Origin of the sequence: Brevundimonas vesicularis NBRC 12165 (assembly GCF_001592205.1) — a bacterium.
Lineage (GTDB): Bacteria > Pseudomonadota > Alphaproteobacteria > Caulobacterales > Caulobacteraceae > Brevundimonas > Brevundimonas vesicularis.
The window spans coordinates 1-12,675 of sequence record NZ_BCWM01000029.1 but is presented as its reverse complement, the minus strand read 5'-3'; the positions used below and the strand labels follow the sequence as shown (position 1 = coordinate 12,675).

General features: G+C 63.5%; 9 protein-coding genes. 6 read left to right on the top strand and 3 right to left on the bottom strand.

Annotated features, from left to right (window positions below; genetic code table 11):
* Positions 1-192 precede the first annotated feature (192 nt).
* Together ettA and BVE01S_RS16140 are read left to right on the top strand one after the other, a co-directional pair.
* A complete protein-coding gene (ettA, locus tag BVE01S_RS16145) occupies positions 193-1,860 on the top strand; it encodes an energy-dependent translational throttle protein EttA (RefSeq protein ID WP_055755177.1) in 1,668 nt (555 codons plus the stop codon).
* 29 nt (positions 1,861-1,889) lie between these two features.
* Positions 1,890-2,816 carry a 2-hydroxyacid dehydrogenase gene (locus BVE01S_RS16140; RefSeq protein ID WP_066629837.1) on the top strand — a complete coding sequence of 309 codons (927 nt, stop codon included), beginning with the start codon at positions 1,890-1,892 and terminating at the stop codon, positions 2,814-2,816.
* Positions 2,817-2,818: 2 nt separating this feature from the next.
* On the opposite strand, the gene BVE01S_RS16135 is transcribed toward BVE01S_RS16140, so the two are convergent.
* The gene (locus tag BVE01S_RS16135) at positions 2,819-3,223 is read right to left on the bottom strand and encodes an EF-hand domain-containing protein (protein ID WP_084375478.1); all 405 of its coding nucleotides are present in this window, start codon (positions 3,221-3,223) and stop codon (positions 2,819-2,821) included.
* 119 nt (positions 3,224-3,342) lie between these two features.
* Between BVE01S_RS16135 and BVE01S_RS16130 the strand changes: the two genes are divergently transcribed.
* From BVE01S_RS16130 to metH, 4 genes are read left to right on the top strand one after another with little or no spacing between them, the layout of a single operon-like run.
* Positions 3,343-4,302, top strand: coding sequence for an ArsR/SmtB family transcription factor (locus BVE01S_RS16130; protein WP_066629834.1), 960 nt, complete (start codon positions 3,343-3,345; stop codon positions 4,300-4,302).
* On the top strand, positions 4,302-5,258 hold the full coding sequence (gene metF / locus BVE01S_RS16125; protein ID WP_066629831.1) for a methylenetetrahydrofolate reductase [NAD(P)H]: 957 nt from the start codon (positions 4,302-4,304) through the stop codon (positions 5,256-5,258). Before BVE01S_RS16130 ends, metF begins: the two co-directional genes overlap by 1 nt.
* Positions 5,255-6,337 carry a homocysteine S-methyltransferase family protein gene (locus BVE01S_RS16120; protein ID WP_066629823.1) on the top strand — a complete coding sequence of 361 codons (1,083 nt, stop codon included), beginning with the start codon at positions 5,255-5,257 and terminating at the stop codon, positions 6,335-6,337. Before metF ends, BVE01S_RS16120 begins: the two co-directional genes overlap by 4 nt.
* Positions 6,338-9,004 (top strand): methionine synthase, encoded by a 2,667-nt coding sequence (metH, locus tag BVE01S_RS16115; RefSeq protein ID WP_066629816.1) that lies wholly within the window; start codon positions 6,338-6,340, stop codon positions 9,002-9,004.
* Between the two features lie 45 nt (positions 9,005-9,049).
* Here metH and BVE01S_RS16110 read toward each other — a convergent pair whose 3' ends face one another.
* Both BVE01S_RS16110 and BVE01S_RS16105 read right to left on the bottom strand, forming a co-directional pair.
* A complete protein-coding gene (locus BVE01S_RS16110; protein ID WP_240612083.1) occupies positions 9,050-9,481 on the bottom strand; it encodes a hypothetical protein in 432 nt (143 codons plus the stop codon).
* Positions 9,482-9,748: 267 nt separating this feature from the next.
* Positions 9,749-12,610, bottom strand: coding sequence for a TonB-dependent receptor domain-containing protein (locus tag BVE01S_RS16105; RefSeq protein ID WP_218015943.1), 2,862 nt, complete (start codon positions 12,608-12,610; stop codon positions 9,749-9,751).
* Between the last annotated feature and the right edge of the window lie 65 nt (positions 12,611-12,675).

Genomic DNA, 12,675 nt, shown 5'->3' with positions numbered 1-12,675 from the left:
TACCCTTCGTCGAAACGGTAGTCTCTAATCACACTCCGGGCGAAGGCCCGGCGCTCCGCCCAGCCCTCCAGACTTCGCTGCGATCGCGCGAGGGCGAAGACGCCTGCCCGCCATATTTGCCCTTCGCGCGCAGGATCGCTACATCCGGCGCAACTCCCCATTCAGACGAACCCGAAGGGCGCACCGCACCTCATGGCGCAGCAATATATTTTCCAGATGCAGGGTCTGACCAAGACCTTCCCCGGCGGCCGCAAGATCTTCGAGAACATCTGGCTCAGCTTCTACAACGACGCCAAGATCGGCGTCGTCGGCGTCAACGGCTCGGGTAAGTCCACCCTGCTGAAAATCATGGCCGGCCTGGACAACGAGTTCAACGGCGAGGCCCGCGCCGCCGACGGCATCAAGCGCGGCTATCTGGAACAGGAGCCCCAGCTCGATCCGGCCCTGAACGTGCGCCAGAACGTCGAGGCCTGGTGCGAAGAGAAGCAGTGGGTCAACCGCTTCAACGAAGTCGCCGCCGAACTGGGCGAAAACTACACCGACGAACTGATGGAGGAGATGACCTCCCTTCAGGAGAAGATCGACGCCGGCGACGTCTGGGACATCGACAGCCGCATCGACCAGGCCATGGGCGCCCTGCGCTGCCCGCCCGACGACTGGGAAGTCACCAACCTATCCGGCGGTGAAAAGCGCCGCGTGGCCTTGGCCCGCCTGCTGCTGTCCAAGCCCGACATGCTGCTGCTCGACGAACCGACCAACCACCTGGACGCCGAATCCGTCGCTTGGCTGCAGCACCACCTGGAAAACTTCCCCGGCTGCGTCATCCTGGTGACCCATGACCGCTATTTCCTGGACCTCGTCACCAAGTGGACGCTGGAGCTCGATCGTGGCAAGGGCCACCCGCACGAGGGCAACTATTCCTCGTGGCTGGAAGCCAAGACCAAGCGCGTCGTGCAGGAGCAGTCGGAATCCGAAGCCCGCCAGCGCGCCCTCACCCGCGAACTGGAATGGGTGCGTTCGGGCGCCAAGGCCCGTCAGGCCAAGTCCAAGGCGCGTCTGGCCGCTTACGAGCGGATGGTCGAGGAACAGGAATCGATGCGCGGCGCCCAGACGCACGCTCACATCCAAATCCCGCCCGGGCCGCGCCTCGGCAACGTCGTTCTGGAAGTCGAAGGTCTGCAAAAGACCTACGGCGACAAGACGCTGTTCGACAACCTGACCTTCAAACTGCCGCCCAACGGCATCGTCGGCGTCATCGGCCCGAACGGCGCCGGCAAGTCGACCATGTTCAAGCTGATCACCGGCCAGGAACAGCCCGACGGCGGCACGATCAAGGTCGGTGAAACCGTCAAACTGGCCTATGTCGATCAGTCGCGCGACGACCTGAAGCCCGACGAGACCATCTGGCAGGCCATCTCGGGCGGCACAGACGTGATGATGGTCGGCAAGCGCGAGATCAACACCCGCGCCTATGTCGGCAGCTTCAACTTCAAGGGCGGCGACCAGCAGAAGAAGGTCGGCCAGCTTTCCGGCGGTGAGCGCAACCGCGTCCACCTGGCCAAGACCCTGGCCTCGGGCGGCAATCTGATCCTGCTCGACGAACCGACCAACGACCTGGACATTGAGACCCTTCAGAACCTCGAAGAGGCTCTGGAAGAGTTCGCGGGCTGCGCCGTGGTCATCTCCCACGACCGCTGGTTCCTTGACCGTCTGGCCACCCATATCCTCGCCTTCGAGGGCGACGGCCATGTGGAATGGTTCGAGGGCAACTTCGAAGCCTACGAACAGGACAAGATGCGTCGCCTGGGCGCCGACAGCATCATTCCCAAGCGCATCCAGCACCAGAAGTTCGGCCGCTGATCGCCTGACCCGACAAGAGGAGCCGCTGCATGACCCAACGCCCCGCCGTTCTCATCATGCAGCGGCATCTCGCGCCGCTCTCGGGATTTCTGGAGAGCGCCTATGACGTCTATCGCTTCTGGGAAGGTCCGCCGATCGAGGCCGCCCACGACATCCGCGTCATGGTCGTCGCCGGCGAGGCGCCGCTGGACAAGGCGCTGATCGAACGCCTGCCCAATCTCGACCTGATCGCCTGTTTCACCTCTGGCTATGACGGAATCGACATCGACTGGTGCCGCCAGCGCGGCCTGCCCGTCACCCACGCCCCCGGCGTCAATCACGAGGATGTCGCCGATCACGCCTTGGGCTTGATCCTGGCAGCACGCCGCCAGATCGCCTCGGGCGACCGTCAGGTCCGCGCCGGCGGCTGGACCTTCGAGACACGCACCATCACAACGTCGCTCGCGGGCCAGAAGCTGGGCATCGTCGGCTTGGGCCACATCGGCAAGGCCGTCGCCGACCGCGCCGAGGCCTTCCGAATGGCGGTCAGTTGGTGGGGGCCGCGGCCGCAGGACGCCGAATGGCAACGCGCCGACAGCCTGCTGGCGCTCGCCAAGGCCAGCGACATCCTCGTCGTCGCCTGCAAGGCGGACGAGACCAATCGCGGCCTGATCTCGCCGGACATCATCGAGGCGCTTGGCCCCGACGGCCTTCTGGTCAACGTATCGCGCGGTCAGGTCGTGGACGAGGACGCCCTGATCGCCGCCTTGAAGTTAGGGATATTGGGTCAGGCCGCCTTGGATGTCTTCGTCGAGGAGCCGACGGACCCAGCGCGCTGGGCCGACGTGCCCAATGTCATTCTGACGCCCCACACCGCAGGGGCCACGACCGCCGGGGTGCAGGGCATGCTGATGCTGCTGATCGAAAATCTGCAGGCGCATTTCGCGGGCGAGCCGCTGAAGACGCCCGTCGTCTGACTTCAGCGGGGACGCTGCGGCCGCTCGTCCGCCGTCACCACGCCGTCGCCGTTCTTGTCCATCGCCTTGAAGGCGGCGGCGAGGCCCACGTCGAACTCTTCGCGAGTAATGCGCCCGTCCGCATCGGCGTCGAAGCGCGCCAGCATACGACCGCCGCGTGCATTGGCCAGTTCGCTGGCGTCGACCACGCCGTCTTCATTGGCGTCTAGGCGGTTGAACATCTGGGTCATGCGCGCCTGCATCTGGGCCAGGTTTTCGCGCTCCGGCGGCCGCATCTGTCCGCCCATAGGCCGCCCTGACATTTCAGGCCCAGGCATTTGAGGCATGGGCGTCTCGGGAAAGTCGCTCTGGGCCAACGCCGGACTGGCGGCGGCGACAGCAAGAGCGGCGATGAACAGGCTACGCATAAGATCACTCCAAGACGGGTCTGTGGGCTTTAACGCACGCACGAACCATTCCCGTCGACGCGTTTCCAAGAAACCGATTTCACTTGCCAAATCATATAAGGATATCTTTATATGAGCATATGAGTTTGTCCGCAGATCAGACTGTCGAAGCCCTTCGCGCCGCCGGCGAACCCACCCGTTTGCGCGTTCTGTCGCTGCTGGCGGGCGAAGAGCTGTCGGTCATGGAGATGTCGCGCATTCTGGACCAAAGCCAGCCGCGCGTATCACGCCATCTGAAGCTGATGACCGACGCCGGTCTGATCGAACGCTTTCCCGACGGCGCCCGCGTCTATTACCGCCTGTCGCATGACGCCCAGGCGCGCCGGTTGATCGACACGGTGCTGGACATCCTGGCCGAAGACGCCGGCGAGGCCGATCATCGCCGTCTGGACGAGGTCCGCAAGGACCGAGAGGAAGCCGCCGCCAGCTATTTTGAACAGGTCGCGCCTCAGTGGGACCGCCTGCGTTCGCTCTACGTCAGCGAAAGCGCCGTCGAGGCGGCGCTGGAAAAGGCTGTGGGGCCCGGCCCCTTCGAACGCGTCGTCGATCTGGGTACGGGTTCTGGCCGGATGCTGACCCTTTTCGGCAAGAAGGCGAAGATGTCGGTCGGGCTGGACCTCAGCCAGAACATGCTGAACATCGCCCGCACCAACGTCACCAAGGCGGGTGTGGAGCAGGTCGAACTGCGCCACGGCGATATCTTCGCCACCCGTCTGCCCGCCGCCAGCGCCGATCTGGTGATCGTGCATCAGGTGCTGCACTACCTGTCCGATCCGTCCGCCGCCGTCGCCGAGGCCGCCCGCCTGGTCAGTCCGAGCGGCCGCCTGGTCATCATCGACTTCGCTCCGCACGACTTCGAACATATGCGCGAGGCGCATCAGCATCGCCGCCTGGGCTTCGCTGACAGCGAGATTAACGGCTGGCTGGTCGACGGCGGCCTGACGCCATCGGCCCCCATCGCCCTGCCCCACGACGCCGAGGGCCTGACCGTGACCATCTGGACGGCGGAACGCCGCGTCCAGGACAGAAAGACCGCCTGATGGCCTCCTCCGCCTCCCTCAATTTGGCCGACGCTCGCGCCCTGCTGCTGTCGCCGCTTGGCCCCGTAGCCCGCGCCGGGTCCAACCGTGACGACGTGCGCGTCTCGTTCGAATTCTTTCCACCCAAGACCGATGAGGCCGAGGCCAATCTTTGGAAGGCGATCCGCCGTCTGGAGCCGCTGAACCCCGCCTTCGTCTCCGTCACCTACGGCGCCGGCGGTTCGACCCGCGAGCGGACCCACCGCACAGTCCAGCGCATCATCACGGAAACTTCGCTCCGCCCCGCCGCCCACCTGACCTGCGTCGAGGCCAGCCGTGACGAGGTCGACGAGGTCATCGAAGGCTACAAGGCGATCGGGGTCGATCACATCGTGGCTCTGCGTGGCGATCCGCCTGGCGGGGCTGGCATCGGCGGCGTCTATCAGCCGCGCGCCGACGGCTATGCCAACGCCACGGAACTGACCGCCGCCATCAACCGCATCGGCGGTTTCGACGTCACGGTCGGCGCCTATCCCGAGCGCCATCCCGAAAGCCCCTCCATCGATCATGACATCGAGGTGCTGAAGGCCAAGGTCGATGCCGGAGCAAGCCGCGCCGTCAGCCAGTTCTTCTTCGACATCGACGCCTTCCTGCGGTTCCGCGACCGGGTGCGGGCTGCGGGCGTCACCATCCCCCTGATCCCCGGGGTCATGCCGGTGTCCAACTTCGCCGGTCTTCAGCGGATGTGCGGCGCGTGCGGCGCCAGCATTCCCGACTGGCTGAAGGCGCATTTCGACGGACTGGACGACGATCCCGAAACCCGCAAACTGCTGGCCGCTTCCGTCGCCGCCGAGACCTGCGCGCGTCTACAGGAAGAGGGCTTCTCGGACTTCCACTTCTACACTCTGAACCGCGCCGACCTGGTCTACGCGATCTGTCGGGTTCTGGGCGTGCGCGAGACGGCGGCAGCCCAATGACCCGCGCGGAACGCATCGCCGCCCTGCATCAGGCGGCCAAGGAACGCATCCTGGTCCTCGATGGCAGTTGGGGCGTCATGATCCAGCGTCGCGGGCTGGACGAGGCCGACTTCCGCGCCGACCGCTTCGTCGCGGCCAACGGCTATGACGAGAAACACCAGATGAAGGGGAACAACGACATCCTCTGCATCACACGTCCCGATGTCGTCGCCGACCTGCATGACCAGTATTTCGCCGCCGGCGCCGACATCAGCGAAACCAACACCTTCTCCGGCACCACCATCGCCCAGGAGGACTACGCCCTGGACGCCCAGGCGGTGTGGGACATCAATCTGGAAGGCGCCAAACTGGCCCGCGCCGCCGCCGACCATTGGACGGAAAAGGAGCCGCACAAGCCGCGGTTCGCCGCCGGCTCCATCGGCCCGCTGAACAAGATGCTGTCGATGTCGTCTGACGTGAACGACCCCGGCGCCCGCAGCGTGACCTTCGACCAGGTCTACGAGGCCTATCGCCATCAGGTGAAGGCGCTGAACGAGGGCGGCGTCGATCTCTATCTGATCGAAACCATCACCGACACGCTGAACTGCAAGGCCGCGATCAAGGCGATCAAGGATCTGGAAGACGAGGGGCTAGACGCCCTGCCCATCTGGATCAGCGGCACCATCACCGACCGCTCGGGCCGCACCTTGTCGGGCCAGACGGCCGAGGCCTTCTGGAACAGCGTACGCCACGCCAAGCCGTTCGCCGTCGGCTTCAACTGCGCCCTGGGCGCCGACCTGATGCGACCCTTCATCGCCGAGCTGAGCCGCGTCGCCGACACCCTGGTCGCCGCCTATCCCAACGCCGGCCTGCCCAACGCCATGGGCCAGTACGACGAGGAACCGCATGAGACCGCCCACTTCATCGAGGAATGGGCCGCGTCGGGTCTGGTCAACATCGTCGGCGGCTGCTGCGGCACGACGCCGGATCACATTCGCCACGTCGCCGAAGAGGTCGCGCCGCTGAAGGCGCGCGCCATCCCGGATCGACCGGTGGCCCTGCGCCTGAGCGGCCTCGAACCTTTTGAATTGGTAGCGTAAGTGCGTCCTGTCTTCATCAACGTCGGCGAACGCACCAACGTCACCGGCTCGGCCAAATTCCGCAAGCTGGTGGTTGAGGGCGACTATTCGGCCGCGCTGGACGTCGCCCGCCAACAGGTCGAGGCCGGCGCCCAGATCATCGACGTCAACATGGATGAAGGGCTGCTGGACGGCGTCGTCGCCATGCGGACCTTCCTCAACCTGATTGCCGCCGAGCCCGACATCGCCCGCGTGCCGGTGATGATCGACAGCTCCAAATGGGAGGTGATCGAGGCAGGGCTGAAGTGCGTCCAGGGCAAGCCCATCGTCAACTCGATCAGCATGAAAGAGGGCGAACAGGCCTTCCGCGATCATGCGATCAAATGCCTGCGATATGGCGCCGCTGTCGTCGTCATGGCCTTCGACGAGGTCGGCCAGGCCGACACCGCCGCCCGCAAGATCGAGATTTGCACCCGCGCCTATGACATCTTGGTCAACGAGGTCGGCTTCCCGCCTGAAGACATCATCTTCGACCCCAACATCTTCGCCGTGGCGACAGGGATCGAGGAGCACGACAACTACGCCGTCGATTTCATCGAGGCGACGCGAGAGATCAAACGCACCCTCCCCTACGCCCGCGTCTCGGGCGGGGTGTCGAACGTCTCGTTCAGCTTCCGCGGCAACGAGCCGGTGCGCCGCGCGATTCACAGCGTCTTCCTGTACCACGCCATCGCGGCGGGCATGGACATGGGCATCGTCAACGCCGGCGACCTGCCCGTCTATGACGACATCGACGCCGAACTGCGCGAGGCGGTCGAGGATGTGATCCTGAACCGGCCACAGCGGACCAATGTGTCGAACACCGAGCGGCTGGTCGACATGGCGCCCCGCTACAAGGGCGAGAAGGGTCAGGCCCGCGTCGTCGATCTGAAATGGCGCGAACAGCCGGTCGGCAAGCGGATCGAACACGCCCTGGTGAACGGCATCACCGAGTTCATCGAGGCGGACACCGAAGAGGCGCGCCTGGCGTCTGAGCGCCCGCTGCACGTCATCGAAGGCCCGCTGATGGACGGGATGAACGTGGTCGGCGACCTGTTCGGCTCGGGCAAGATGTTCTTGCCGCAGGTGGTGAAGTCCGCCCGCGTGATGAAACAGGCCGTCGCCTGGCTGGAGCCCTTTATGGAGGCCGAGAAGGCCGGCAAGCCGCGCGAGCAGGCCGGCCGCATCCTGATGGCCACCGTCAAGGGCGACGTCCACGACATCGGCAAGAACATCGTCGGCGTCGTGCTGCAATGTAACAACTACGAGGTCATCGACCTGGGCGTTATGGTCCCGGCCGACCGAATCCTGGACGAAGCCAAGGCTCACAATGTCGACATCATCGGCCTGTCGGGCCTGATCACGCCGTCACTGGATGAAATGGTCTTCGTCGGCGCCGAGATGGAGCGGCGGGGCTTCGACATCCCCCTGCTGATCGGGGGCGCAACCACCAGCCGCACCCATACGGCGGTCAAGATCGAGCCCGCCTACCGCCGGGGCTCGACCACCTACGTCGTCGATGCGTCGCGCGCCGTCAGCGTCGTTTCGGGCCTGCTATCCAAGACCGAGCGCGCGAAGAACGAGGCCGCCACCCGCGACGAATACATCCGCATCCGCGAGCAATACGCCCGCGGTCAAGAAGTGAAGGCGCGCGCCACCCTGGCTCAGGCCCGCGAAAACCGCTTCCACATCGACCCCGCCCAGCCCCTGCCCGGCAAGCCGTCTTTCCTCGGCGTGAAGGCGTTCGACGCCTGGGATTTGCAGGATCTGGCCGACCACATCGACTGGACGCCCTTCTTCGCCAGTTGGGAGCTGATTGGCCGCTATCCGCTGATCCTGGAAGACGAGATCGTCGGCGAGGCCGCGCGCGACCTGTTCGCCGATGCACAAGTCATGCTGAAGCGGATCATCGACGAGAAGTGGTTCACGGCCAAAGGGGTCGTCGGCTTCTGGCCGGCCCGCGCCGACGGCGACGATGTCATCGTCTTCGCCGACGAAGGCCGCGACGCGGAGATCGCCCGCTTCCACACCCTGCGCCAGCAGATCAAGAAGTCGAACGGCAAGCCGAACCTGGCTCTGTCCGACTTCATCGCCGATGCGGGTGACGACTATATCGGCGCCTTCGCCGTCACCGCCGGTCACGGCGAGTTGGAGATCGCCAAACGGTTCAAGGATGTCGGCGACGACTACTCCGCCATCCTCGCCACCGCCCTGGCGGACCGTCTGGCCGAGGCCTTCGCCGAACGGCTGCACAAGGAGGTCCGCACCACACTGTGGGGCTATGCCGCCGACGAAACGGCCGACATCGACGCGCTGATCGCCGAACAATACCAGGGTATCCGCCCTGCCCCGGGCTATCCCGCCCAGCCCGACCACACGGAAAAGGCCACCCTCTTCCGCCTGCTACAGGCCGAAGACCACGCCGGCATGGCCTTGACCGAGAGCTACGCCATGACGCCGCCGGCCTCGGTGTCGGGCCTCTACTTCGGCCATCCGGGAAGCCACTATTTCGGCGTCGGCAAGATCGATCTGGACCAGGTCGAAGACTACGCCCGCCGCAAGGGCTGGGACGTCGCCACGGCTGAGCGCTGGCTGGCCCCCATCCTCAACTACGACCCCTACGCCGCCAAACGCGAAACGGCGGCTTGAGCCAGGCTCAAGCCGCCGTCTGTCATCGGACAAACGCCGAACTGATCAGTTGATGCCGACGCTCTCAAGCGTGGCGGGCGGCGTGCTGATGTTGTCGCGCAGGCGGCGCGCGGCGTGCTCGCAGCGGCCCGGCAGACCGAAGAACAGGCCGAACGACTGGCTGCGCGCTTCGGCATCGGGATTGGCCATCAGCGGGGCCCACTGCGCCTTGACCGCGGCGACGGCCTGCTCGGCCTCGGCCTTCGAAGCCGCCGACTGACGCGGCGCGGCCGCCGCCAAGGCGCTACGGAAATCCTGGGCTTCGAGACGGCCCAGACGCACCAGCTCGACATCCTCCGGCGCACGCGACGTCAGCGTCTCGCCCAGATCGGCATGGCCCGTCACCAGCGCATCGCACCACGCCACCAGCGGATAGTCGGCGCTCGGCGCGCCACGCGGCAACGGCCGTGCATAGGCGATGGCTTCGCGCGTCTTCAACGCATCGGCAGTTTCCGTCGGCCGGCTTCCGGTGACGATCGGACCATCTTGAGCTTGCGCAAGGTCTTGATTCGAAAGACTTGTGATCACGACGGTGGCAGCCAGTACGGCAGCGATTTTTAGCATAGTCATCCTTGGGCGGGAGTCTCCCCGACTTGGTTTTGTGTTCAGCCAAATTGTCACCGAACGAAACGGTTTTTCTGTGACAAAAAAAGAAGGGCGGCAAACCCTTAAGTTTGCCGCCCCGGCTCTCTGTTAATTTTAGACTCAGAAATCAGCCGTGATGCCGATGAACATGAAGCGGCCCATAGCGTCGTACGTCTGCGGGTAGGTATTATTGTTACCTGTGGTGCCGACCGAATACGACAGCGGAGGATCGCGGTCCAAGATGTTGTTGATACCTGCACGAAGCTTCAGATTGTCACGCAGTTGAATGCTGCCTGCCAGGTCGAAGTAGTTCTGAGCATCGAACTTGCTGTCCAAGCGGCCTTCGCCGGCGACGTTATCGACTTCGCCGTAGTAGCGCCAAGTCGCGGACAGATCGGCATTCCAAGGCATCTGCCACGTCACGCGAGCGCGATGACGCCATTCGTTTTTGGGCGTGCCGCATTCACCAGCAAACTTGCCGACACAGTCGTAAGCCGCAGCGCCGGCGCCCGGATCGGTTTCAAGCTTGTCGAGCCACGACCCGACCATGTTAAAGGCCAGGCTGCCGTAAGCCTCCAAGCCGACACGATCCAAGTCCATGCTGTAGTTGGCGTTGATATCGATGCCAGATGTCTTCAGGCCACCAATATTGGTGTTGAAGGCTTCAATATAGCCGCCCGTCGTCCAAAGCGTACCGATATCGCTGCGAACGATACGCGAGCAGGCAGCCGCTTCGTTGTTGACGTAGCAGTTGTCCAGCGTGACCAGCGGATCAATGATGTCGATCCGATCCTTAAGATCGATGTCATAATAATCGATCGAAACGTTCAGACCTGGAATGAACGACGGTGTGATAACGGCTCCGACCGTAAAGGTATCGGCCGTCTCAGGTGCGAGGTCCGGGTTGCCACTTTGAAGGAAGTTATACTGGCCAGCAGGGCTTTCGAGCAAGCCGCCGCTATCAGTAGCGAGACCGTACTGTCCAGCCGGAACGCCCGTCGCCACACACTGGGCCAGCGTTGCGGTTGGGTTCGGACCGCAAGGATCGCCATCAGCATCATAGAGGTTCAAGCCTTCTGGCCGGAACAGCTCGATCACGTTAGGCGCGCGGGTGGTGCGTGCCAAGCTGGCGCGGAACCGGACGTCGTTGATTGGAGCCCAATCCACGCCAAAGCCATAAGCATCGGAGTCGAAGTTGTCATAAGTCGAGTGGCGATACGAACCGTTGATCGAGACCTGCTCCGCAAACGGGCGGCCTTCGATCAGCGGCATGCGGAATTCCCCGAACAGGTCGTAGACTTGAACGGAACCGGCGACGCTTTGGGTAGGCCCGCCTTGCCCGGCCAAGTCTCCGGTTTCAAAAGCTTGGTCCGAGGTGGCGACCAGCTTGTCACGACGATATTCGGCACCGAAGGCAACCTGAAGACCACCTTCCGCCAGCGGGCTGCGCACATATTGCGTCAGATCGCCCGTGGTCGCCAAGGTGATTACCTGCTGCTCGGTGATGCCGCGCTGCAGACCAGGTACCTGAATATAGTTCAGAGCCGCTTGGGTGACTCCACCCGGAGCGTATAGGTTGTACGGCACGCAAGCCGCGTCAACGGGCGCCAGCGGTCCGGTCGGACCATCGGGATCGATCGCAGACACGCACGCCGCCTGACCCGTCGCGGGATCGATAGCGACATCGAGCGCACGACCGATGCGGGTGTTCGAAAACTCGTTGCGATAGATTCGGCTAAGGCTGACCTTCGAGTAGGATGCAGCCAGATCATAGCTCCAAACGTCGTTCAGATCGCCTCGAATACCGACCACGCCGCGATAGTTCTGAGAGCTGATGTCATCCTGGCGCCCTCCCCCCTCGACATTGCGACGACCGATCAACACTTCGACAGAGCCGACGCCAGGGGCGCATCCCAGCTGAGCAGCCTGCGCTGGCGTCAGGAGTGGATTGGAGCAGCTGATATTATAGCCGCCGTTCGCCGAAGTGCCGCCGCCGAAGAAAATGCCTGACGGCGCGATCTGTGCAACCGTACTGTAGTCGCTAAAATTCAGTGACGCAAAGGCTTCGATCTTGTCGTTGACTTGATAGCGACCGAAAGCTCCCAGAGTGTAACGCTCGTCGGGTCGTTGGAAATAGTTAAGCGGTCCAAAATTATAGGCATCGTTTGCAGTGTAGTTCCGGAAACCTCCACCATCAGCGACAGTGAGGTTGGCGCCACTGTCTAGCGAGAGGAAACGACCCGTAGCATTTGTCGATGATCCGCCACACGTAAAGCTGCCAGCAGCTTCGCCTCCCAAGGAACAAGACGAAAAGGCACGGTCACGGCCGAGAATCTTGTTGTTCTTTCTGTAACCAGCGAACGCTGTCACATTACCGCGCCCATCAGGCGCGTTTACGCCCATCGCGATTGTGACTTCGCGACTGAAACCGTTCATCACATCGTCATCAGGAAGTTGGAACTGCGCGGGATTTCCAGCAGCGCGACTTTGAATCACATCACGCAGGTTTCCAGGGCCGTCATAGTCATTGTGGTGCTGGAAGAAGCCGTACTGAGCATCGACCTGAAGCCCTTCGAAGTCCTTCTTCATGATGAAGTTGACAACGCCGGCGATCGCGTCGGAACCATAAACGGCCGCAGCGCCGCCGGTCAGCACCTCTACACGCTCAACGAGCTGGCCCGGGATTTGGTTCAGGTCAGCCGCGGTATCATTGGGCGAACCATACCCCATACGACGGCCATCGATCAGAACCAGCGTCCGGTCTGGACCAAGCGCGCGCAAGTCCACGGTTGCGGTGCCTGACGCGCCGTTAGCGACAGTGGAGTTCTGGGCGGCGAACGCTTGGGGCAGCTGGTTGACCAAATCCTCGACCCGCGTGACGCCCTGAACGCGGATGTCCTCGCCGGTGACCTGCGTCACAGGGCTGGTGGTGCGCAGATTGGCTTGGGGAATGCGCGAGCCAGTAACAACGATCTCGCCCACATTGACGGCTTCATCAGTTGATTGCGCGAAAGCGGGAGTGCTTAATCCGATAATGGCTGACGTGA